19 protein-coding genes and 1 riboswitch are annotated in these 23,810 nt (G+C 62.9%); of the genes, 2 read left to right on the plus strand and 17 right to left on the minus strand.

The features are described 5' to 3' along the window. Window positions 1–164: 164 nt before the first annotated feature. The 17 genes from cmk to TM49_RS02425 all read right to left on the minus strand — a co-directional run bounded on the left by cmk (window position 165) and on the right by TM49_RS02425 (window position 21,426). Window positions 165–803, minus strand: a complete 639-nt coding sequence (gene cmk, locus TM49_RS02350; protein ID WP_045679368.1) for a (d)CMP kinase — start codon at window positions 801–803, stop codon at window positions 165–167. A gap of 170 nt (window positions 804–973) precedes the next feature. Beyond that, window positions 974–1,705, minus strand: coding sequence for a DUF4167 domain-containing protein (locus TM49_RS02355; protein ID WP_045679369.1), 732 nt, complete (start codon window positions 1,703–1,705; stop codon window positions 974–976). 316 nt (window positions 1,706–2,021) lie between these two features. Further along, window positions 2,022–2,888 (minus strand): peptide chain release factor N(5)-glutamine methyltransferase, encoded by an 867-nt coding sequence (prmC, locus tag TM49_RS02360; protein WP_045679370.1) that lies wholly within the window; start codon window positions 2,886–2,888, stop codon window positions 2,022–2,024. Beyond that, a complete protein-coding gene (gene prfA / locus TM49_RS02365; RefSeq protein WP_045679371.1) occupies window positions 2,888–3,970 on the minus strand; it encodes a peptide chain release factor 1 in 1,083 nt (360 codons plus the stop codon). Before prfA ends, prmC begins: the two co-directional genes overlap by 1 nt. 63 nt (window positions 3,971–4,033) lie before the next feature. Beyond that, complete coding sequence (gene ptsP / locus TM49_RS02370) at window positions 4,034–6,301, minus strand: phosphoenolpyruvate--protein phosphotransferase (RefSeq protein WP_045679372.1); 2,268 nt, start codon at window positions 6,299–6,301, stop codon at window positions 4,034–4,036. A 77-nt stretch (window positions 6,302–6,378) separates the two neighbouring features. Further along, window positions 6,379–7,629, minus strand: coding sequence for an aspartate kinase (locus tag TM49_RS02375; protein ID WP_045679373.1), 1,251 nt, complete (start codon window positions 7,627–7,629; stop codon window positions 6,379–6,381). A gap of 194 nt (window positions 7,630–7,823) precedes the next feature. Further along, window positions 7,824–8,600: an ABC transporter ATP-binding protein gene (locus TM49_RS02380; RefSeq protein WP_201777046.1), complete on the minus strand. Its 777-nt coding sequence runs from the start codon at window positions 8,598–8,600 to the stop codon at window positions 7,824–7,826. After that, entirely contained in the window at window positions 8,597–9,598 is a 1,002-nt protein-coding gene (locus tag TM49_RS02385; RefSeq protein WP_045679375.1) for a FecCD family ABC transporter permease, read from the minus strand. Before TM49_RS02385 ends, TM49_RS02380 begins: the two co-directional genes overlap by 4 nt. Then, window positions 9,591–10,448, minus strand: coding sequence for an ABC transporter substrate-binding protein (locus TM49_RS02390; RefSeq protein WP_244464779.1), 858 nt, complete (start codon window positions 10,446–10,448; stop codon window positions 9,591–9,593). Before TM49_RS02390 ends, TM49_RS02385 begins: the two co-directional genes overlap by 8 nt. Then, on the minus strand, window positions 10,449–12,416 hold the full coding sequence (locus tag TM49_RS02395; RefSeq protein WP_052699674.1) for a TonB-dependent receptor plug domain-containing protein: 1,968 nt from the start codon (window positions 12,414–12,416) through the stop codon (window positions 10,449–10,451). 157 nt (window positions 12,417–12,573) lie between these two features. Next, window positions 12,574–12,770: riboswitch (cobalamin riboswitch) on the minus strand. 189 nt (window positions 12,771–12,959) lie between these two features. After that, window positions 12,960–13,424, minus strand: a complete 465-nt coding sequence (locus tag TM49_RS02400; protein WP_045679376.1) for a DUF421 domain-containing protein — start codon at window positions 13,422–13,424, stop codon at window positions 12,960–12,962. Between the two features lie 156 nt (window positions 13,425–13,580). Continuing rightward, a complete protein-coding gene (pncB, locus tag TM49_RS02405) occupies window positions 13,581–14,885 on the minus strand; it encodes a nicotinate phosphoribosyltransferase (protein ID WP_045679377.1) in 1,305 nt (434 codons plus the stop codon). Between the two features lie 233 nt (window positions 14,886–15,118). Then, window positions 15,119–15,346 (minus strand): hypothetical protein, encoded by a 228-nt coding sequence (locus tag TM49_RS23285; RefSeq protein ID WP_144409450.1) that lies wholly within the window; start codon window positions 15,344–15,346, stop codon window positions 15,119–15,121. Between the two features lie 160 nt (window positions 15,347–15,506). Next, window positions 15,507–17,126, minus strand: a complete 1,620-nt coding sequence (locus TM49_RS02410; protein ID WP_045679378.1) for an ABC transporter ATP-binding protein — start codon at window positions 17,124–17,126, stop codon at window positions 15,507–15,509. Next, on the minus strand, window positions 17,123–18,265 hold the full coding sequence (locus TM49_RS02415) for an ABC transporter permease (protein WP_045679379.1): 1,143 nt from the start codon (window positions 18,263–18,265) through the stop codon (window positions 17,123–17,125). Before TM49_RS02415 ends, TM49_RS02410 begins: the two co-directional genes overlap by 4 nt. A 1-nt stretch (window position 18,266) precedes the next feature. Then, on the minus strand, window positions 18,267–19,352 hold the full coding sequence (locus TM49_RS02420; protein ID WP_045679380.1) for a microcin C ABC transporter permease YejB: 1,086 nt from the start codon (window positions 19,350–19,352) through the stop codon (window positions 18,267–18,269). Between the two features lie 259 nt (window positions 19,353–19,611). Continuing rightward, window positions 19,612–21,426 carry an extracellular solute-binding protein gene (locus tag TM49_RS02425; protein WP_244464780.1) on the minus strand — a complete coding sequence of 605 codons (1,815 nt, stop codon included), beginning with the start codon at window positions 21,424–21,426 and terminating at the stop codon, window positions 19,612–19,614. A 169-nt stretch (window positions 21,427–21,595) separates the two neighbouring features. On the opposite strand from TM49_RS02425, the gene mepA reads away from it, so the two are divergent. Then, window positions 21,596–22,606, plus strand: coding sequence for a penicillin-insensitive murein endopeptidase (gene mepA, locus TM49_RS02430; protein ID WP_045679382.1), 1,011 nt, complete (start codon window positions 21,596–21,598; stop codon window positions 22,604–22,606). Window positions 22,607–22,783: 177 nt separating this feature from the next. Continuing rightward, a complete protein-coding gene (locus TM49_RS02435) occupies window positions 22,784–23,809 on the plus strand; it encodes a glucokinase (protein WP_045679383.1) in 1,026 nt (341 codons plus the stop codon). Window position 23,810: the final 1 nt, after the last annotated feature.

Here is a 23,810-nt window from a genome sequence, read left to right on the forward strand (position 1 = left end):
AAAACTCCTGGTATGCGTCGGCTCGAAAGCCTGACGCCATGCGCCGGTGGCTGGTGTTGATCAAAGCTCTCGCTGCATCCCTTCTCCCCCTTGTTTCAGGAAAAGAAGCATTCCGGCGCGTGGATGCTGGCGGGAACTCTTATAGTCTGCGGGCGAACCCGCTCTCATGCATTTCGGTCAAGCCGAGCGTCTATATAAGACAGAGCGGCCTGAAACGCGGCCTCTATACCCATTTTGGACGTATCAAGCAAGTGCGCATCGGCCGCCGGACGCAAAGGACTGTCGGCGCGGCCCATGTCGCGGGCGTCTCGGCGCTCGACATCCTGCAGTATCGTTTCGAAATCGGCGCTACCACCACGGGCAACAATCTCGTCATATCGGCGTCGCGCGCGAACTTCGGCATCGGCCGTGACATAAAGTTTCGCCGGGGCATCCGGACAGACCACCGTACCGATGTCGCGGCCATCGAGAACGGCGCCCTTGCCGGTTTCGGCGAAGCGGCGTTGCGCGGCAACGAGGGCTGTGCGCACCGAAGGCATCGCCGCCACCTTCGAGGCAACCTCGCCGATCTCGTGGGCGGAAAGCACGTTGCGGTCAAGCGCGGAAAGATCGATGGCGCCAGCCATTTCGGCGGCAATTGTCTCGTCATCGAGCGGCTTGCCGGCATCGAGCAGCGCCTTGGCGGTGGCGCGATAGGTGAGGCCGGTATCGAGATGCGGCAGACCGTAATGGGCGGCGAGCTTGCGCGCCAGCGTTCCCTTTCCGGCTGCCGCCGGCCCGTCGATTGCGATCACCAGTGCCATGATACCGTCCCGTTGCGCTTCCCAGCCGTCACCGGCCGATCCGCAAGTGCCATAAAGGCTTTCTGGGAAAAATGAAACCGCATCACCATCCGGAAACGCTTCTGGCGCGCGAAAACGAAACGGGCCCGACCTTTCAGCCGGACCCGCAGATCATTTCGAAGCGAATACGCTTATTCCGAAGCGGCGTCGGCCATGGCCGGCTTTTCGCTGGCGTCATTGTCCTTGGCTTCAGCCTTCGGCGCGCGGCGACGGCGGGCCGGCTTCTTCGGCGCCTCGCCCTCATCGGCGGAGGCATCGGCTTCGGCGGCGGCGCTGTCATTGCCGGCGTTTTCACCTGCGGCTTCGGCGGCGGCGCGCTTGGTGCGGCGCGGGCGGGAAGCGGCGGCCGAACGGCGGCGCCCCTTCTCGACCGGCTGACCATCTGCCTCTTCGGCAGCGACTTCGGCCGGCGTGCCGTCGATCACCGGCTGCGGGCCGTCGGCATCGACCGATGCTTCCTGGCGGCGCGGCTGCTGATCGCGGCGCTCATTGCGCTCGTTGCGGTCATTGCCCTGGTTGTTGTTGCGGGCGGACGAGGCGTTGTTGTTGTCGTCCTCGTCATCATTGTCGCGATCGTCGCGCTGATAGCGCTCCTGCAACTGGGCCTGCGCGGAGGCGATGATGCGATTGTAATGTTCGGCGTGCTGGAGATAGTTCTCCGCCATCACCCGGTCGCCGGCACTCTGCGCATCGCGAGCGAGCGACATGTACTTCTCCGCGATATGCTGGGCTGTGCCGCGAACCTTCACATCAGGACCAGTACTGTCATAGGTCCGGGTCAACGGATTCGCGCCCTTGCGGTTGAAGTTGTTGTTATTATTACCGCGCCCGCGACCGCGTTTATTCTGCTGTCCTGACCTCATGAGATAGTCACCTGAATTTTCTGTTTAAGGTCGAGCTACGCCATCAGCCGTGCGCGTGTCAGTCGGACACGGCGGCGCAGTCCCGCTGGCGAGGCCAAAGCCTGCTGCCATTCGTGGAATCTGAAAACCTGAATCACGCAAAAACCGGCAGGTCGCAATGAACCAACACTGGACGGAAAACCTAAGACTGCGGCTCGGAAACGAATCGCCGTTTCCCTCAGTCATCGCTTTGCGTGGGGGCAAACTATAATGCTTGCCGGAAAAATCCAAGCCCTTTCTTCGCATGTTTTCAAAAAGCTTGCGCTGTTGCCGAGCATCACGCCGCGTCCCTTCCGGCAAAAATGAGAACGCGATCATTGCCGCCGAAATCTCGCACGGCATCGAGAAGATTAAAACCGGCGGCAGCAAAAATCGCGCTGACCACAACCTTCTGATCAAATCCGACCTCGACCGCCACAAGACCCTCTTCGGAAAGATGATCGGCCGCGCCCGCCGCGATCACACGATAGGCATCAAGCCCGTCGGCGCCACCATCAAGGGCTGCACGCGGATCATGCTCGCGCACTTCCGGTTCCAGGCCTTCGATGTCGGCGGAGCCGATATAGGGCGGATTGGAGACGATCACGTCATACCGCCCGATGACCGCGTCATACCAGAAACCCCTGGCGCATTCGAAGCGGTCTGCAACACCATTAATCAAGGCATTGCTGCGCGCTGTTTCAAGGGCTTCGGCGGAAATATCGGTCGCGAGCGCGTTTGCCCCGGCGCAGTGCTTCAGAAGTGCAATGGCGATCGCCCCGGTTCCGGTGCCAAGGTCGGCGAAGCGTACGGTGCCCCGTTCCTCCACGAGGCGGTTCAGATGGGGCAGCACTGCGGCAACCAGGGTTTCGGTGTCGGGACGCGGCTCCAGCGTTTCAGGCGAGAGCAGGAAATCGAGGCCATAGAACTCGCGGGCGCCGAGGATCCGGTAGACCGGCTCGCGGCGTTTGCGCCGCTCGACGGCCGCTTCGACGGCGGCGCATTCTTCCGGATCAATCTCCCGACCTGCCTCCGTCACCATCTCCGTCAGGGTGAGCCCGAGAACACCGCTGACGAGATGACGGGCGTCCTCTGCGGGAAGGTCCGCAGCCTCGAATTCGGCGAGGGTGCGACGAAATAACGCATCCAGTGTGAGACCCGCCATCAATGCGCCTCAACGCCGAGCTGGGCGAGCTGACCGGCCTGGAAATCGGAAATCAGCGCGTCGACGACCTCATCCAGATCGCCTGCGATCACCTGGTCGAGCTTGTAGAGCGTGAGGTTGATGCGGTGGTCGGTGACCCGTCCTTGCGGGAAATTGTAGGTGCGGATGCGTTCCGAGCGGTCGCCGGAGCCGACCTGGCTCTTGCGATCGGCCGATCGCGCGCTGTCGGCGCGCTGGCGTTCCATGTCGTAGAGCTTGGCGCGCAGCACCTGCATCGCCTTGGCGCGGTTCTGGTGCTGGGACTTTTCCGACGAGGTGACGACGATGCCGGTCGGGATGTGGGTGATCCGCACGGCCGAGTCCGTCGTGTTGACGTGCTGACCGCCAGCGCCGGAGGAGCGCATCGTATCGATGCGGATATCTTCCTGGCGGACCTCGATGTCGATGTCTTCCGCCTCCGGCAGAACGGCGACGGTCGCCGCCGAGGTGTGGATGCGCCCGCCCGCTTCCGTCTCGGGCACACGCTGCACGCGGTGCACGCCGGATTCGAACTTCAACCGCGAGAACACGCCCTTGCCGGTGACCGAAGCGATGACTTCCTTGTAGCCGCCGGCGTCGCCCTCGCTTGCCGACAGCACCTCGACCTTCCAGCCCTTGGATGCGGCATAGCGCTCATACATGCGAAACAGATCGCCGGCGAAAAGGGCCGCCTCGGAACCGCCGGTTCCGGCGCGGATTTCGAGCACGGCGCTCTTCTCGTCAGCCGCATCGCGCGGCAAAAGCAGGATCTGGATCTCGCCGGCGAGCGCCTCGATGCGCTCCTCCAGCTCCGGCATTTCCATCTCGGCAAGTTCACGCATCTCCCGATCGGTCGAACGGTCGGCGAGAAGCGTCTCGAGATCGGCATATTCGCTTTCGGCGGACTGGTAGTCGCGGATCTTCTTCACCACCGGCTCGAGCTCGGCATATTCGGAAGCGAGCTTCACATAGGTCTCGGCGTCGGGGCCGGCCGACATCCGGGCCTCGACCTCGGCAAACCGCCGGTCCAGTTCTCGCATCTTGTCCTCGGGAAGCCTCGCCACGCCGGGTACACTCCATCATCATCGCCTGCCTCGCCCAAAGCGCGCGAGACGGCCGTCATCTAGCTAAAGGGGAATATTGTGTTCGGTGGCGAAGCGCTCAAGCACGCGCCGCACCGGTTCGGTGTTCGACGGGTCGTCGAGGGCGGCATTGACCACCGCGCTGACCGCCGAAATATCGAGCCCGAGCAGCATCGCCTTGACCGGGCCGATCGCGGTCGGCGACATCGACACCGCGCGATAGCCGATCGCAAACAGCGCCATCGCCGAGAGCGGCTTGCTCGCATATTCGCCGCAGAGCGTTACCGGCACGTTGTTCTTCTCGCCGGCGCGCACGATGTCGCGCAGCACCCTGAGGAACGGCTTGCTCACCGTATCATAACGGTCCGAGACGCGGGCATTGCCGCGGTCGATCGCCATGAAGAACTGGTAGAGGTCGTTGGAGCCGACCGAGACGAAGTCGACCTCGGCCATCAGCTCGTCGATTTCGTAAAGCAGCGCCGGCACTTCCAGCATCGCGCCGAGCTCGATCTTCTTCGGCACCTGATGGCCGAAGCGGGCAAGATGCTGGACTTCCTTCGCCATCAGCGCCCGCGCCTCGCGAATTTCCGCGACTTCGGAGACCATCGGCACCATGACCTTCAGCGTCTCGCCGGCCGTCGCCTTCATCAGCGCGCGCAGCTGCATGCGCAGGAGATAGGGCCGGTCGAGCGCAAGCCGGATGGCGCGCCAGCCCATGGCTGGGTTTTCCTCTTCCTGCGAGCGGAAATAGGAGACCATCTTGTCGGAGCCGATATCGAGCGTGCGGAAGGTCACCGGGCGGTTGCCGGCATGATCCAGCACCTGACGGTAGAAGCTTTCCTGCTCGGCCGCCTTCGGCATGCGCGAGGCAATCATGAACTGCAGCTCGGTCCGGAACAGGCCGATGCCTTCCGCGCCCGAATCGTCAAGCTGCGGCAGGTCGACCAGCAGGCCCGCATTCATCATCAGATTGACACGCACGCCATCGGCGGAGAACGGCTCGACGGCTCTGAGCGCCCGAAACTGTTCCTGCCTGCGGGTACGCAGGCGGACCTTCTCTTCGTAGGCCATGATCACCGCGTCAAGCGGGCGGACATGAACCTCGCCGTCATCGCCATCAACGATGACGGAATCGCCATTCTCGACCTGCGCGGCAACGCCCGTCGCCTGACCGATGACCGGGATGCCCATGGCGCGAGCGACGATGATGACATGGCTGGTGGCCGAGCCCTCCTCCAGCACCAGCCCGCGCAGCTTCTCGCGCGGATAGTCGAGGAGCTCGGCGGCCCCCATGGCGCGGGCGACGATTACCGCATCATCGGGGAAGCCGTTGCCATCGGCATCGACGGCGTGGCCGGTGAGCTGGCGCAGCAGCCGGTTGGCGAGATCATCGAGATCATGCATGCGCTCGCGCATGAACGGGTCCGTGACCCGGATCATCCGCGCCTTGGTATCGCTCTGCACCTTCTCGACCGCGCCCTCGGCGGTGAGGCCCAGCATGATCGCCTCTTCGAGCCGCCGCACCCAGCCGCGGTCATGGGCGAACATGCGATAGGTTTCGAGCACGTCGCGATGCTCGCCCTCGGCGGAAACGTCGCCGCGCTCCAGAAGGTCGTCGATCGAGCGGCGCAGCTTGTCCATGGCGGCGCGCAGCCGTTCGATCTCGGCGTCGCTGTCCTCGTTGACGAGGTTGTTGATGACGATGCGCGGCTCGTGCAGTACGGCATGGCCGAGCGCGATGCCCTCACCATAGGCATCGCCCGAAAGCGACACCGAGCGCGTCAGGTCCAATTCCATGCCGGGGCGGGTGATCTTCTTCAGGTCGCCGGAGGCGATCAGCTCTGCCAGCAGCATCGCCGCCGTCTGCAGCGCCTCGACCTCCTCCTCGCTATAGGCATGTTCGTCGGTGTTCTGCACCACGAGAACGCCAAGCGTGCGCCCGGCGCGCAGAATCGGCACGCCGAGGAAGGAGTGATAAATCTCCTCACCCGTTTCCGGCAGGTAGCGGAAGGCGGGATGCGACTGGGCATCGGAAAGGTTCAGCGGGCGGGCCGATGCGGCGATCGTGCCGACGAGGCCCTGGCCCATGCGCAGACTTGCAAGGTGGACGGCGTCGCGCTTCAGGCCCTGGGTCGCGAAGAGTTCGAGAACGCTGTCGGCGCGCAGCACATAGACCGAACACACCGCGGCCACCATGTTGTTCGCGATCTGGCCGACGATGCGGTCGAGGCGGTCCTGGGGTTCCAATGGCTCCGCCATCAGTTCCCTCAACCGCTTCAGCAATGTGCGCGGGCTCGATGCTTGGTGGTTCATCGCAAGTCTGTCCCCGTTGGAGGAAGCGCCCTGCGCTTCCATGGGCATCCGGGACTCACCGGGCACCCTCTTAGGGTTTATTTATCGAGACCATAGCAGGAATGCAAAGTCCTGACTGCGAGCTCGGCATAGGCACCGTCGATCAGGATCGAGATCTTGATCTCCGATGTGGTGATCGCCTTGATGTTGATGCCCTTCTGCGACAGCGCCTTGAAGGCCGAGGCGGCGACGCCGGAATGCGAACGCATGCCGATGCCGATCACGGAAATCTTTGCGAGTTCCGTTTCGCTCTGGATCACGTCATAGCCGATCTCGGACTGCTTGGCGGCAAGCGCGACCTTGGCCTTCTCAACGTCCGAAGCCGGCACGGTGAAGGTCATGTCTGTATGCGTGCCCTCTTCCGAGATGTTCTGCACGATCATGTCGACATTGACATGGGCATCGGCGAGCGGGCCGAAAATGGCGGCGGCGACGCCGGGCCGGTCTTCAACACGACGCAGAGAAATCTGCGCCTCATCCTTGGCATACGCGATGCCGGTGACGACTTCCTGTTCCAAAATCTCATCCTCGTCGCAAATCAGGGTACCGGGCGGATTGTCGAAATCGCCCATGCCGGGCGCATCCGGCGCATCGAAACTCGAGCGCACGAAGGTGCGCACCTTGTGAACCATGGCAAGCTCGACCGAGCGAACCTGCAGCACCTTGGCGCCGAGGGAGGCCATCTCCAGCATTTCCTCGAACGCCACCTTCTTCATCCGCTTCGCCTTCGGCTCGACGCGCGGATCGGTGGTGTAGACGCCGTCGACATCGGTGTAGATGTCGCAGCGGTCGGCCTTCACGGCGGCGGCGATGGCAACGGCGGAGGTATCCGAACCGCCGCGGCCGAGCGTCGCGACGCGGTTATCCGGGCCGATACCCTGGAAGCCGGCGCAGACGGCAACCTGGCCCTCGCCCATGCGCTTGATGATGTCGGAGCCGTCGATATCGACGATCCGGGCGGCGCCGTGGGTGCCGTCCGTCTGGATCGGAAGCTGCCAGCCCTGCCAGGAGCGGGCATTGACGCCCATCGACTGCAGCACGATCGAAAGCAGGCCGGAGGTGACCTGTTCGCCGGAGGAGACGACGACGTCATATTCGCGCGCGTCGTGCATCGGCGAGGCTTCGCGGGTCCACTCCACCAGCTCGTTGGTCTTGCCGGCCATGGCCGAGACCACGACGGCGACCTCATGGCCGGCATCGACTTCCCGTTTCACATGGCGCGCGACATTGCGTATACGCTCGATATTGGCGACCGACGTGCCGCCGAACTTCATGACAATGCGGGCCATCTAGAACTTTCCAACCACTTTTCAAAACCTCGGGCACCCGAAGGACGGACGCAAATCAGAAACCCTCCGGCCCCGCTCGGCGGACACGGGAAAGCGCGCCGCGCGCAGACGCGCCGGAAAAGCTGCGGTTTCTTAGCGAAATCGCGGCCCCTGCGCAATGGCGCTTCATGCGAGTTTGGCACTGCCGCCTGCGACTATTTTTCCGAAAGTTCGGTCGGCATCACCACCGGCCCGCCGCCGGCCTCGCCGAGGAAAGCCTCGATGCCGTAAACCCGGCGGAGATTCTCGGCCGTCAGCACCGCCGCGGGCGCCGCATCGGCAATGATGCGGCCTTCGTGCAGCATGACGAGGCGCGTGCACCAGCGTGCGGCAAGGCCGAGATCGTGCATCGAGGCGATCACCGAGCGCCCCTCGCGCAGAAGCGAACGGAAGAGTTTCATCAAACCGATCTGGTGGGCCGGATCGAGACCGGCGACCGGCTCGTCGGCGACGAGAAGCGGGGTCGTCTGGGCAAGCGCCCGGGCAATCAGTACCCGCGTGCGTTCGCCTCCGGAAAGCGCATTGGCCGGGCGGGCGGCAAGATGCGAGACGCCCATGCGCGTCATGGCGCTGGCGACGATCTGGCCGCCGGCATAATCGCCGAAGGCAAAGCCTTCCCGCCAGGGCTCACGCCCGAGCGCCACGACATGGCGGGCCGCGACCGGCCAGGCGATTTCGTGCTCCTGCGGCAGATAGGCGACGGCCCGGGCGCGCTCGACCGGCGTCAGCCTGGCAAGCGGCAGGTCGGTCAGGCGGATGTCGCCCGAAGCGCCGATCAGCCCGAGGGCCGCCTTCAGCAGCGTCGACTTGCCGGCGCCATTCGGGCCGATGAGGCCAATGAATTCGCCATGATTGACCGAAAGATCGATGTCGTTCAGCACCGTGCGGCCGGCAAGGCGAACCGACAGGTTGTGAAGATCGAGCAGCATCAGATGAGCTCCCGGCGGGTGCGGAAGATCAGCCAGAGAAAGAACGGTGCGCCGATCAGCGCCGTGACCACACCGATCTTCAGGTCGCGCTCCGGCGCCACCAGGCGGACGGCGATATCGGCGGCCAGCAGCACGGCCGCACCGCCGAGCGCGCTAGCCGGCAGGAGCCTCGAAGGCACGGAACCGGTGAGCGGGCGCAGCAGATGCGGCACGACAAGGCCGACGAAGCCGATGGTCCCGGAGACCGCCGTCGCCGCGCCGACGCTTGCGGCTACGCCGAGGATGACCTGCCGTTCCAGCCGCCGCGGCGAAATGCCGAGGCTCGCCGCCGCCTCCGGCCCGAGCGTCATCGCATCGAGCGCGCGGCCGGCGGAAAACATCAGCACAGAGCCGACGAGCATGAAGGGCACGGCGAGCCAGACCTGCAGCATCGAACGGTCGGCGAGCGAGCCGAGCATCCAGAACATGATCTCCATCGCCGCGAAGGGGTTGGGCGAGAGATTGAGCGCGAGCGCCGTCATCGCGCCGGCAAAGCTCGTCACCGCAACGCCGGCAAGGATGATCGTCAGACTGCGCGCGGCACCACCTGCCAGCATCCGCACGAAGACGACGGAGAGGAAGGCTAAGGTCAGTGCCATGAACGGCAAAGCCAGCGCAAACATCGCCGACAGGCCGGTATAGATCGCGATCACGGCGCCAAGCGAGGCGGATGCCGAAACGCCGAGCAGCCCCGGTTCGGCCAGCGGATTGCGCAGATAGCCCTGCAGCACCGCACCGGAAAGCCCGAGCGTCGCCCCGATGGTGAGGCCGAGGATCGCGCGCGGCAGGCGGATCTGCTGCATGATCAGCGCGATCGCACCGGCATCGCGGCTGAACAGACCGCCCATGCTGTCGGCAAGGCCGATGCCGGCCGGACCGACGGCGAGCGAGGCGAGAAACAGGACGAAGACCAGCAAGGTCAGCGCGCCGATCAGCAGGGCAAAGGCGGCGCGCTCAGTCATTGCCGATATCCTCAAGCCGCTCGACGGCATCGACATTGAACGGCCCACCGCAAATCGTGTAGCTGCTCGCAAGCGGCACGTAGTCCGCCGCCGCGGCCGCCCGGACAAAGGCCGGGTGGGCGAATACGGCATCGGCCAGCGCCGGCGCCTCGTAGCCGCCGTCACCACCGATGATGACATCGGGTGCCGCCATGATCAGGCGTTCGAGCGGCAGCCTGCCGAGACCGTCAACGCCGGCGCCTGGGCCGATATTCTCAAGACCCGCCTTCGCCACGATGTCTCCGGCAAGCGTATCGGCGCCTGAGGTATAGCCGTTGGAGAAATAGAGCGCCGCCGTCTTGTTGGAGGCGGGTTTTGCCGCAAGGGCCGCGAGCCTTGCATCCATGTCGGCGACGATTTGCTCCGCGCGCGCTTCCTGCCCGAGAAGCGCCCCCATACGCTCCAGATTGTCGCGGACATCGGCAAGGCCGGTTTCCGGGGCGAATTCGGCCACGGCAATGCCGAGCCGCTGCAGGAGATTGACCGTATCGCGGGTGGTATAGCTGCCGGCAAGAACGAGGTCCGGCTTCATCAGGAAGACCTCTTCCGCGAGGCCGGAATTGAGGCGATAGCCACGCGCCTCCTCCGCCATTGCCGAGACCACGGGATCGGCGGCGAGGTTCGAGACGGAGACGAGCTGGCCGGGCGCTGCAATCAGCATCGCCATCTCATCGGTGCAGAGATTGATCGAAACGACGCGCTGAGGCGCCGCAACGGCGGGAGCCGCCATCACCAGGATGGCGGCCGCCAGCCCGGCCCGCACGACCCTTGCCGGATGAAAGGCTCGAGCCGTGCACGCCGATCGCATCATTCAGAACGTCCTTCGATAGGCGAGCGTGACAGTCGTGCCGGGCGCCTTGTAACCATAGGCTGTCTGGTACTCTTCATCGAACAGGTTCTCAACCGCGAATTTTACGTTGGCCGTCTCGTCGATCGCATAGATGGCGGAAAGGTTGACGAGCGTGTAGGCACCGAGCTGATACTGGGCATAGTTGGTGTATTCGATGTTGTCGGCATTGGTCCAGCGGCTGCCGACATATTCGATACCGGCATTGAGGTTCAGCTTCTCCGTCGCGGCATAGCTCGCCTCCGCCGTGAGCTTCAGCCGGTTCTGGTTGGCGATGTAGACGTCGTCGGTCTCATCTTTCGGCAGGCGGTATTCGAAGCCGAAGTCGAGGCCGAGTCGGTCGTCGAACAGCATCTGGCTATAGGTGGCGCGCACGCCCGAAACCTTGGCCTTGTCGATGTTTTCCATCGTGCCGATGTAGGTGACCGGATCGGAGACATAGGCAATCATGTCGTCGATGCGGTTTTCGTAATAGACGAGGTCGATCGCCGCCGTATCTGTCGGCGCCCAGTTCAGGCCGACTTCCCAGTTCTTCGAGGTTTCGGCCTCGAGATCGGGATTGCCGACATAGGAGCCGTCATAGGCCCAGTAGAGATCGTTGAAGGTCGGGGCGTTGAAGCCGGTCGAGAACGAGGCGCGCGCCGTCAGCCCCTCGACGAGTTCGTAGCCGAGACCGACATTGTAGGTCACCGCATCGCCGAACTGCTCGTCATAATCGTAGCGCAGGCCCGCATTGAAGGTCAGCGCATCGAGCTCCAGCCCGTACTGGCCGTAGACGGCCGCGACGTCGCGGGCAGTCTCCGTGTATTCGACGGATGAATCCACCGTCTCGCGATAGGCTTCGGCGCCGAGCGTAAAGGTGTTCAACGCGGCACCCGCCTGGATTTCCTTCGTGGTCGAGGCCGAAAGACCGTAGCGGTTGGTGTCGTAGTGAGTATCGGCTTCGGGATGGCCGTCGCGGAAGTTCTTCTGGTAGTCGAAGGCGGAGTAGAGTTCGAACACGGACGACCAGGTGTCGGAGTGATCGACTTCGGCGCCGACCTTGAAGGCAGCATTGGTCTGATCGGCCTCATTGGCCCCATAGACGGTCTCGCCGGTCATCCAGTCGGCATAGGGCGCGCTGTCGAAATGCGGGTTCGAGCGCACGTAAAGGCCGCTGGTATAAAGCCGGCCCCAGAGGAAATCCTTGGACAGCGCGAAGTTGAAGGCGCCCTGCAGGAAACCGTCGCGGCCATCTTCATGCACGGAATTGTCGGCAGTGGTGAAATCGTAGCCCTCGGTTCCCAGCAGCGACAGGCCGATGTTGAAATTGACCCCGGAATTGCTGACGCCACGGGTCGAAACCGTACCGTAGCCGCCCCAGGGATAGGTGACGCCGGTCTCGACCGTGGTGCAGACGGAGGCGCCGTTCTCGCAGGTCGAGCCGTCCTTGGTGATGATGTTGACGACACCGCCGATCGCATCCGCTCCCCATTCGGCCGAATGGGCGCCCTCGACGATCTCGACGCGGGCGATGGAGGACAGCGGAATGTTGGAAATATAGGCCGTGCCGGACGTGGCGGAGGCAACCCGCATGCCGTCGATCAGCACCAGCGTCTGCGAGGCGGAAGCGCCGCGCAGGACGATCGAGGATGTGGCGCCTTGGCCGCCATTGGTGGTGATATTGACGCCCGGATAGCGCTTCAGCAGTGACGGCAGGTCGGGGGCGGCGGATTTCTCGATATCGTCCTCGGTGATCACGGTCACCGTCGAGGTCGACTGCAGCACGGTCGTCGGGCGGCGCAGCGGCGTCGTCACGGTCACCGGCGCAAGCTCGGTTACGGCACCATCGGCAAGCGCCGTGGAAAACGCGTCGGATTCCTGTGCGAAAGCCTGACCGCTGACGGCAAGCGCGATAGTCGCAGCAGAGGCTGCGAAAGCGTATTTCTTCATCAATATGTCCCCATGGGCCGGCAATGCCGGCCGCAACACCGCGGGACGGAATGTGTCTGAAGAGGTCTCCCCATCGGTCGCATTCCACCACGGCAACATCGTTTCGAAATGTCACCGCGACGGCTGACCGCGCCCGAACAAGAACCCCGTGTTCCGGCAAGGGTGACCGGATCCGGCAGGTCTCCTGGCTTCCGCGTCATCGCCGTGTTTCCGTCTTCCCGGACATAGGCCCAGTGACATCATGGAAACGGCTCTGCGGTTACAGTTGCGGGGGCAGCCACGGAATTGCCTGAAGGCGCACCGTATTCCCTTTTCATCCGCCGCAAGGGCGGAACCTGATCCAGGTTCCAGTTACCGGCGGCAGGGCGCGGATGTCAACGCGGCAGGGCGAGAGGCAGAACGAAGCGTCCGGACTATTGCTTTTTGGTCACAGGCGACCGGGCTAAAGCAATTCCAGGTGAAGTGGATACCGGTCACCGTCCGGAATTGCGAAAAAACAAAGAAATGAAGCGTTTCCACGTTTCCATGAAACGCGGAAACGCTTTAGCGCGTCACCACGCTCAACGACCCATCCGTCTCGAGGATGACGGCAGCAATCGCGTCGACCTCGTTTTCACCTGCCGCCCGGATGGCAGACCTCACCTCGTCTTCCGTCAGCCGCTGCCGGCGCATGGCATCAACGAGAAACCGGCCATCGCGAAACACCAGCGCCGGCTCGCTTTTCACCAGCCTGTCGAAGGCCGGCCAGCGCACCGAGAAAAAGGTGATGAAGAACTGCAGCAGGATGAGCAGCGCAAGCGCCGCAGCACCTTCGGCAAGCGGCACCGAGCGGCTCAGCATCACCGTCGCCAGCACCGAGCCAAGCGCAACGGTGACCACCAGATCGAAGGCATTCAGCTTGGAAAGCGTGCGCTGCCCGCTGACCCGCAGCATCAGGACCAGCGCGACATAGGCAAGCGGGCCGATGACGAGGACGCGGGCCACACCGGACCAACTCTCGAACAACATGATTTCCTCCCTCTTTCAGGGAGAACGCATCAGGTCGCGAATGGTACCATTGCGCCAGAGCATCGGGCGAGAAAGTGGAATCCGGTTTTTCGACGACCCGATGCGGCAGACAAGGAAACTAGAGCATCGGGCGATGCTAACTAATCGCCCGATGATCTAGACCACCACCGGATGATCCACCATGTCCTCCGTGCCGAAGAATTTCATGTAGCGCTCGACCTCGGCCGGGTCGCCGGTCGCCTTCTGCGGATTGTCGGAGAGCTTGACCGCCGGGCGGCCATTGGCGTCGGAGACCTTGCAGACGATCGAGATCGGCTTCAGCCCGCTGACGCGATGCGGCGCGCAGCCGATGAAATCATTGGTCAGGTTGGTGCCCCAGCCGAAACTCATCCGCACCCGTCCCTCGAAATGCTTGTAGGTCTCGATAATCGCGTCGACGTCGAGGCCATCGGAAAAGATCAGCAGCTTTTCCTTCGGGTCGCGGCCCATCTTCTTCCACCACTCGACGATCTTTTCGCCACCCTCGATCGGCGGCGCGCTGTCCGGGCGGAAGCCGGTCCAGTCGGCGACCCATTCCGGCGCATTGCGCAGGAAAGCCGTCGTGCCGAAGGCATCCGGCAGCGCGATCAGCAGGTTGCCGCCATAAAGCTTGTTCCAGTCCTGCATGATCTTGTAGGGCGCGAAGGCGAGCGCTTCATCGGTCTCGGCAAGGGCTGCCGCCACCATCGGCAGTTCATGGGCGTTGGTGCCGACGGCCTCGAGATCGGTATCCATGGCCAGCAGCACGTTGGACGTGCCGGTAAAGGCCGGCCCGATGCCTTCCTTCAGCGCTTCCACGCACCAGCGCTGCCAGAGGAAGGAATGGCGCCGCCTCGTGCCGAAATCGGATATCTTCAGGCCCGGCAATGCGGCAAGCCGCTCGACCTTCGACCACATCTTGGCCTTGGCACGCGCATAGGTGACATCGATGGTAAACAGGCCGAGATCGCGCATCGTCGCACGCGACCGCAACTCGTTGATGATGCAGAGCGCCGGGATTTCCCACATCGTGGTTTCCATCCAGCGCCCGTGAAAATCGAGCTGATACTGGCCATCCTTCTTGGTCAGCTCGTATTCCGGCAGGCGGAAACCGGCGAGCCAGGTCAGGAACTCGGGCTCGAATATCTGCGAGCGGCCGTAGAAGGAGTTACCCGCAAGCCAGATCATCTCCTTCTTGGTGAGCCTGATCTCGCGCGCATGGTCGAGCTGGGCGCGAAGTTCGCCCTCATCGATTTCGTCCGCCAGCCGCACCGAGGTGGTCCGGTTGATCACCGAGAAGGTGGCGTTGACGTCCGGATAGAGCTTCCAGATCATCTGCAGCATCAGCAGCTTGTAGAAGTCGGTATCCAGAAGGCTGCGGATGATCGGGTCGAGCTTCCAGGTGTGATCGTAAACCCGCGTCGCGATATCGGTCTTGGCCATGGCATCTCAGTCCTGCTCGCGGTCAGCCGCGGTGACACTTCCTGTTTGCGCCAGTGTTAGCGAAAAATGCGTGTCAAAGTCCATAGCTGGCCGAAGACAGGCCGCTGCCGGCCGCGCCGATGCTCCGTTCAAGAACGCAAATCATTGAAAAACGACAAGCAAAAACAGGCCGCCCGGGTGTAGTCCGGGCGAGCCGCCAAGTTTCCTCAAACGCGAAAAACAGTCAGTTCAGGTCAGAACTTGTTTTCAGCGATGTTCTTTTCGAGCTGGGCATTGAGAATGCTGAGCCGCTGATCACTGGTGGTGAAATCGTGATAGCCATACCAGAGCGCCGCAACAAAAGCGGCCACGATAATGGCGAGAACAATCAAGCCCGTCACGGAATGTCCCGCAGAACCGTCCTGCGTTTTCTCCGATACGGAAGATGAATGATGATGATGGCCTAAAACTGCGTTCGACATCTACGAAATCCTCCCGAGATTGTCGATGTAAACTCCTCTGACAACAGCATACTACGAAATTTGAAGAAGAACAAATCCGCATTTGGTCTGAACTTTTCAGGGCAATCGACAGTCCCTGCCGCTGGCAGAACCAGCGACAGCTCTTCCAGGGGCCGAGGTCTCAGTCGGCTTCGATCGGTTCGATATCGAAGGCAGCGGCGAGCAGCGCCCTGGTATAATCGGCCTGCGGGTTTTCGAAGACCTCTGCCGCCGGGCCGCGCTCCACCACCTCGCCGAGACGCATGACGATGATCTCGTTGGCGAGCGCGCGTACCACCTTCAGGTCATGGCTGATGAACAGATAGGCCAGATTGTGCTTCTTCTGCAGGTCGGAGAGCAGATCGACGACCTGAGCCTGCACGCTCATGTCCAGCGCCGAGGTCGGCTCGTCGAGCATGACGAAGCGCGGTTTCAGCACCATGGCACGGGCGATCGCGACGCGCTGGCGCTGGCCACCGGAAAACTCGTGCGGATAGCGCCAGCGGGTGGCGGCATCGAGCCCGACCTCCTCAAGCGCTTCGGCAACGCGCGCTTCCCGTTCCCCGGCCGAAAGGCCGCTCTCGTGGATCTTCAGCCCTTCCGCGACGATCTCGCCAATCGACATGCGCGGCGAGAGCGATCCGTAGGGATCCTGGAAGACGATCTGCATTTCTTCCCTGAGCGGCTTCATCGCCTTGAACGAATAGGCGTTGATATCCTTGCCGACAAAGGCGATCCGGCCTTCCGAAGAAATCATCCGCGTCAGCGCCAGACCCAGCGTCGTCTTGCCGGAGCCGGATTCGCCGACGACGCCGAGGGTCTCACCGGCTCTCAGCTTCAGCGAAATGCCGTTCACCGCCTTCACGTGGTCGACGGTCTTGCGCAACAGCCCCGCCTTCACCGGAAACCAGACCTTCACGTTGTCGGCTTCCATCACCACCTCGCGGGCCGGATCATGCGCCGGCGGCGTGCCCTTCGGTTCGGCGGCGAGCAGATGCTTGGTGTAGGCATGCTGCGGGTCGGAGAAGATCTCGGCGACCGGGCCATGCTCGACGATCTTGCCGTTGGTCATCACGCAGACGCGGTCGGCAAACTTGCGGACAATGCCGAGGTCATGCGTGATGAACAGCATCGACATGCCGTGGTCGCGCTGCAGCGATTTCAGAAGCTTCAGGATCTGCGCCTGCACCGTCACGTCGAGCGCCGTCGTCGGTTCGTCGGCGATCAGCAGCTTCGGCCGGTTGGCAAGCGCCATGGCGATCATCACGCGCTGGCGCTGGCCGCCGGACAATTCGTGCGGGAAGGCACCGAGCCGCTTTTCGGCGTCGCGGATGCCGACCTCCTGCAAAAGCTCGAGCACCCGCTTTCTGGCCGGAGCGCCGGTCAGACCGGCATGCAGCGCCAGCGTCTCGCCCACCTGCCGCTCCACGGTGTGAAGCGGGTTCAGCGAGGTCATCGGCTCCTGGAAGATCTGGGTGATGTCGCCGCCGCGCACCTGCCTGAGCGCCCGGTCGTCTGCCTTCAGGAGATCACGCCCCTCAAACAGGATTTCGCCGGTCGGATGGCTTGCCGTCGGATAGGGCAGAAGCTTCAGCACCGAAGCCGCGGTCGCCGACTTGCCGGAGCCCGATTCGCCGACAAGCGCCACCACCTCGCCCGGCATGATGTCGAAGGAGACGCCGTCGACGGCGAGGTTGGACGCGCCACCATGACGGAAGGCGACGGAGAGATTGCGGACGCTGAGGAGAGGTTGTTCGCTCATTGGAAGGTCTTCCTCGGGTCGAAGGCATCGCGCACCGCCTCGCCGACGAAGACGAGGAGCGACAGCATGATCGAGAGCGTGACGAAGGCGGTGATGCCGAGCCACGGCGCCTGCAGATTGCTCTTGCCCTGGTTCACCAGTTCGCCGAGCGAGGGCGAGCCGGGCGGCATTCCGAAGCCCAGAAAGTCGAGCGATGTCAGCGTCACGATCGCACCCGACAGGATGAACGGCACGAAGGTGAGCGTGGCGACCATCGCGTTCGGCAGCAGGTGGCGGAACATGATGGTAAAATTGCCGACGCCGAGCGCACGCGCCGCCCGCACATACTCGAAATTGCGTGCCCTGAGAAACTCCGCGCGCACAACAGCAACGAAACTGACCCAGGAGAACACCAGCATGACGCCGAGCAGCACCCAGAAGCCGGGCGGCAGGATCGCGGCGATGATCAACAGGATGTAGAGCGTCGGTAGCGACGACCAGATCTCGATGAAGCGCTGCATCAGCAGGTCGACCCAGCCGCCGAAATAGCCCTGCACGGCGCCGGCCGAAACGCCGATGATTGCCGAAAGCACGGTCAGCGCCAACCCGAACAGCACCGATATCCGGAACCCGTAGATGACGCGGGCGAGCACGTCACGGGCAAGGTCATCCGTGCCAAGCCAATCCATGTTGCCGAGGACGCAGCCGGGATCATCCACCCCTTGCGGATAGCCGGCGCAGCGCTCGTCCTTGCTCATCAGCCAGAAAGGCGGCGTGGGCGCCGAATAGGGCACATTGGAATTGATCGTGCGGTAGGAATAGCGGATCGGCGGCCACAGCATCCAGCCGTTGGCCTCGATCTCCTCCTGGATGAAGTCGGAGCGATAGTCGGTCACGGCAAAGAAGCCGCCGAACTTTTCCTCCGGATAGTCGACCAGAACGGGAAACAGCAGTTCGCCCTTGTATTCGACCATCAAAGGCTTGTCGTTGGCCACGAACTCGGCGAAGAGGCTGATGATGAACAGGAACAGGAACAGCCAGAGCGACCAGTAGCCGCGCCGGTTGGCCTTGAAGTTCTGCCAGCGTCGCGCATTCATCGGCGACAGGATGCCGGATTTCGGCACGTTGGTGATGGCGTCGGGGGATGCGAGTTCGCTCATCTCAGACATCCCTCTTTTCGAAGTCGATACGCGGATCGATCCAGGTGTAGATCAGGTCGGAGACGAGGCCGATGACAAGGCCGATCAGCGAGAAGATGTAGAGCGTCGCAAACACCACCGGATAATCGCGATTGACAAGCGAGAGATAACCAAGCCGGCCAAGGCCATCGAGCGAGAATACGTTCTCGATCAGAAGCGAGCCCGTGAAGAAGGCGAGGATGAAGGAGCCGGGAAAGCCGGCGATCACGATCAGCATCGCATTGCGGAACACATGGCCGTAAAGCACCTTGCGCTCGGTCAGCCCCTTGGCCCGCGCCGTCACCACATATTGCTTGCCGATCTCGTCGATGAACGAGTTCTTGGTCAGAAGCGTGGTGGTGGCAAAGGATGAGACCGAAAGCGCGATCAGCGGCAGGGTCAGATGCCAGAAATAGTCGAGGATCTTCTGCCACCAGGTAAGCTGCGCAAAATTGTCGGAGACGAGGCCGCGCAGCGGAAACCAGTCGAAGAACGACCCGCCGGCAAACAGGATGATCATCAAGAGGCCGAGCAGGAAGCCAGGCACGGCATAGCCGATGACGATGACGCCGGAGGTCCAGACATCGAAGCGCGAACCATCCTTGACCGCCTTGCGGATGCCGAGCGGGATCGACACCCCGTATGATAACAGGAGCACCCAGACCCCAAGCGAGATTGACACCGGCAGCTTGTCGATGATGAGGTCGATAACGCTGGAATTGCGGAAGAAGCTGTCGCCGAAATTGAAGGTCAGGTAGTCGCGCATCATCAGGAGGAAGCGCGTCACCGGCGGCTTGTCGAAGCCGAACTGCTTCTCGAGGTCGGCGATCAGTTCCGGATCGAGCCCGCGGGCACCGCGATAGCCGCTGTCGGCCCCCTCCATCTGCATGCCGGCATCGGCGCCACCGGAAATGCGCGCCTCCGCACCGCCGCCCTGCCCGTTCAGCTGGGCGATCACCTGCTCCACAGGGCCGCCGGGCGCAAACTGCACGATGACGAAGGAAATCGTCATGATACCGATCAGCGTCGGGATCATCAGCAGGATACGCCTGAGGATATAGGAGCCCATCAGGCGTGTCCTCCTGCAAAGCCCGACCGCAGAACGCCCTTCGATCTCCCCCCTTGAGGGGGAGATGCCCCGACAGGGACAGAGAGGGGTGAAACCTCTCCGGGAGCACGGAGTTTGCGGCTTATGCCTGATACCCCTCTCTGTCGCTTTCGCGACATCTCCCCCTCAAGGGGGGAGATTGGATGGAGTGCGTGGTTCTTCCTGCGCAAAATCACCGCCGTTCCTGCAACAGCGGCCATCATACCATCGGCATCAGTCGTCATTCGGCCTCCGTCGACCACCAGGCATCCGGGAAATCGAGACCATATTCCGGGAATTCCGCGGGATGGGCGATCGTGTTCCAGTAGGCGATGCGATAGTCGGTGGAATAATAAAGCGGTATGATGAAATTGTGGGCGAGCAGCACGCGGTCGAGCGCCTTGGTGGCGGCGACCAGCGTATCGCGGTCGTCGGCGAAGACCACCTTCTCGATCAGTGCATCGATGCCGGGATCGGAAATGCCCGCATAGTTTTGCGAACCGGGCTGGTCGACGGAGCGCGAGCCCCAGTAGTTGAACTGTTCGTTGCCCGGGCTCAGCGACTGGGCCCATAGCTCCCAGATCATGTCGTAATCGAAATCGTTGACGCGGTTCTGATATTGCGATGAATCGACCAGTCGGATCGAAGCCTCGATGCCGATCTTCCTGAGATCCTCGACATAGGGCAGCACCACGGTCTGCAGCGACGGATTGTCGAGCAGGATCTCGAAGGTGAACGGCTTTCCGGTCTTCACATCGACCATCTGCGTGCCGCGCCGCTCGAAACCGGCTTCCTTCAGCAGCTCGAAGGCATGGCGAAGGTTGTCGCGGAATTTCTCCGGCGTCCCGGCAACGGGCAATGTGTTCGGCTCGTCGAAGATCTCGGCCGGCACCTCGTCCTTCACCGATTGCAGGATGTCGAGCTCCTCACCCTCGGGAAGGCCGGCAGAGGCGAGATCGGTTCCGAACCAGAAGGAATTGTCGCGGGAATAGGCGTCGTTGAGCTGGGTCTTGTTGATGGTCTCGAAATCGAGGGCATAGATCAGCGCCTCGCGCACGCGCTCGTCATTGAATGGCGCCCGCCGGTTGTTCGGCACCAGCGCCTGCATGATGCCGGTGGAGCGCAGCGGATTGGGTACCGCCTCGCGTTTGACGCTGCCGTCCTTGGCGGCCGGGAACTCATACTCCGTCGCCCAGCGTTTTGCCTTGGTCTCGATCCAGAAGTCGAAATCATGCGCACGGAAGCCGACGAAGGCGACGTCGAAATCGGAATAGTAGAGATACTTGATCGAGCCGAAATTGTTGCGGCCGACATTCACGCCGAGATCCTTGCCCCAGTAGTCGTCGTCAAGCGTGTAGGTGATCGAGGAGCCCGGATTGATCTCTCCGATCTTGTACGGCCCGGAGCCGACGATCTTTTCCAGCGTGCTCGCCGAAACATCGTGCGGCGTGTCGCCTTCAAACCAGTGCTTGGGCAGGACCATGAGCTGGCCGACGATCTGCGGTAATTCGCGATTGCCCTTCTCGTCGAAGTGGAAGGTCACTTCGCGCTCTCCGGTCACTTCCGCGCTTGTCACGTGACGATAGTAATTGGCGTAGGTGGCGTTGAGCGTCTTGAAGCTGTCGAAGGAGAAGACCACGTCCTCGGCGGTCACCGGCATGCCATCGGAGAATTTCGCCTCGGGACGCAGGCGGTAGGTCACCTCGGAATAATCGTCCGGATAGCGGAAGGCTTCGGCAAGCAGGCCATACTGCGCGTTGATCTCGTCCTGCGACGGGGTCATCAGCGTTTCGAAGACGAGCGCAAGGCCGGTCGCCTTGTTGCCGCCATAGGGGATGGGGTTCAGCGAATCAAAAGTGCCGATGCCGGGCATCCGCAACTCGCCGCCCTTCGGCGCATCGACATTGACGTAATCGAAGTGGGCAAAGCCCTCGGGATATTGCGGCGTTCCCGTCAAAGCCCCGGCATAATGCCACTCTTCGGCGCCACCCTCCTGGGCAAGGGCGGCAGGCGCGGCAAGCGCCAGCGCCACAACCCATGTAGTCTTTACAGCCATTTTCCACATGGTTTTTGTCGGTTCCATTCTTGCTTTTATCGTTTGGGAAGCAAGAATAAACAAATATCGGCCGGGGTCCACAAGCCCCTCATTTCGAAAGCGCGACGGCACGCGGCGATCGGCCGCTCCGGCATGGCCCGCCCGAAACGCGCCCTGAGAGGAGCATGAGATGCGCTGGATAAAGGCTTTTGCGGTCCTGATGGGCCTGATGACGGCAGTGCCGGCGTTTGCGGAAGATCCGCCGCCAGCGAAAATCCTGTTCGGCTCGGAAACGACGCCGACGGCCAGCAAGCCGCAATCCTACGGCTTCTACAACAAGGGCTGCATCGGCGGGGCGGAGGCCCTGCCGATCGACGGGCCGACATGGCAGGCGATGCGACTTTCGCGCAACCGCCGCTTCGGCCATCCCGACACGATCGCGCTGATCGAGAAGCTCTCGCGCGATGCGGCCCAGTATGACGGCTGGCCGGGGCTTCTCGTCGGCGACATCTCGCAGCCGCGCGGCGGGCCGATGCTATCGGGCCACGCCTCCCACCAGGTCGGGCTTGATGCCGATATCTGGCTGACGCCGATGCCCAATCGCACGCTGTCGCTGCGCGAGCGCGAGGACATATCCGCGGTCTCGATGCTGAAGAATGACGGCACACTGTTCGTCGACAAGACGAAGTTCACGCCCGCGCATGAACGGCTTTTGATGCGCGCGGCGAGCTATCCGGAGGTACAGCGGATCTTTGTCCATCCCGGCATCAAGAAGGCGATGTGCGAGGACTGGAAGGGCGACCGCACCAACCTCGCCAAGCTCCGCCCCTACTATGGCCACTACTACCATTTCCACATCCGCCTGTTTTGCCGCCCGGGCTCGCCGGGCTGCACGGCGCAGAACGCGGTCGACATGAAGGATGATGGTTGCGGGGCGAACCTCGCCTGGTGGCTTTCCGACGAACCGTGGCGGCCCGCCAAACCGGCGCCGCCGCCGAAAGAGCCGGCAAAGCCGAAGCCAAAGCCCACGCGGCCGAGCTACACCATCCTTTCCGACCTGCCGAAAGCCTGCGCCGCGGTGCTGGACGCCGCCGCACCGGCCAATCTTCCGGCAGCGGCACTGACGCCGAAAATTCCGCTGCCGCCGCTCGCGCCCTGGCCAGAAATCGGCCCGGTGCCGACGCCACGCCCGGCGGGCTGACGTGCGCCAAGAAGGAAAACGGCGAAGCAGGAAGTGCTTTCAAAGCGGTTTGGGTTGATGTAGGAGAAAGCGACCGGTTTGCCGGTCCTCTCCGGCCCGTTTCGGGGCCCCGCCGCTATGCAAGGCGCGATCAGAAGAACAGTTGCCTCGGTTCAATGAGGCAGGAGCGGAAACACCATGGCCAGACACAGCATTCACGAGCAGCCTCTTTCCTTTCCCATTCTCATCGGCGACATCGGCGGCACCAATGCCCGCTTCTCCCTGCTCGTCGATGCCTATGCCGAGCCGCGCGAATTTCCGATCGTCCATACCGCCGATTTCCCGACCATCGATGCCGCCATCCAGGCCGGGGTGATGGACAAGACGGCGCTGCAGCCGAGGAGCGCCATTCTTGCCGTCGCCGGCCCGATCCGCGGCGATGAAATCCCGCTCACCAATTGCGACTGGGTGGTGAAGCCGAAGGACATGATCCGCGCGCTCGGGCTTGAGGACGTGGTGATCATCAACGATTTCGAGGCGCAGGCGCTGGCGATCGCCAATATGCCCGACCAGTTCCGTGAACCGCTCGGCAACCGCCCGGACACGATGATCGCCTCGCGCGTCGTGCTCGGGCCCGGCACCGGCCTCGGCGTTGCCGGCCTCGTCCACGCCGAAGAACGCTGGATTCCCGTGCCGGGCGAAGGCGGACATATCGACCTCGGTCCGCGCAGCGAGCGCGACTATCAGGTGTTCCCGCACATCAAGACCATCGAGGGACGCATTGCGGGCGAACAGATTCTCTGCGGACGCGGCATGGTCAATCTCTATAACGCCATCTGTGCCGCCGACGGCATCGAGGCGAAGCCCTACGAGCCCAAGCATGTCAGCCAGTATGGCCTGGACGGTTCAGACCCGCAGGCGGTCGAGACGCTGTCGCTGTTTTCCACCTATCTCGGGCGGCTTGCCGGCGATATGGCGATGATCTTCATGGCCCGCGGCGGCGTCTACCTCGCCGGCGGCATTTCGCAGAAGATCCTGCCGGCACTGAAGCAGCCGGAATTCCGCGCTGCCTTCGAGGACAAGGCGCCGCATACCGGGCTGATGAAGACGATCCCGACCTATGTCGTCACCCATCCGCTGGCAGCCCTTGCCGGGCTCGCCACCTATGCCCGCACCCCGACCCGCTTCGGCCTCGCGCTCGACGGACGCCGCTGGCGCGGCTGAG

The sequence above is a fragment of the Martelella endophytica genome (genome assembly GCF_000960975.1).
GTDB lineage: Bacteria > Pseudomonadota > Alphaproteobacteria > Rhizobiales > Rhizobiaceae > Martelella > Martelella endophytica.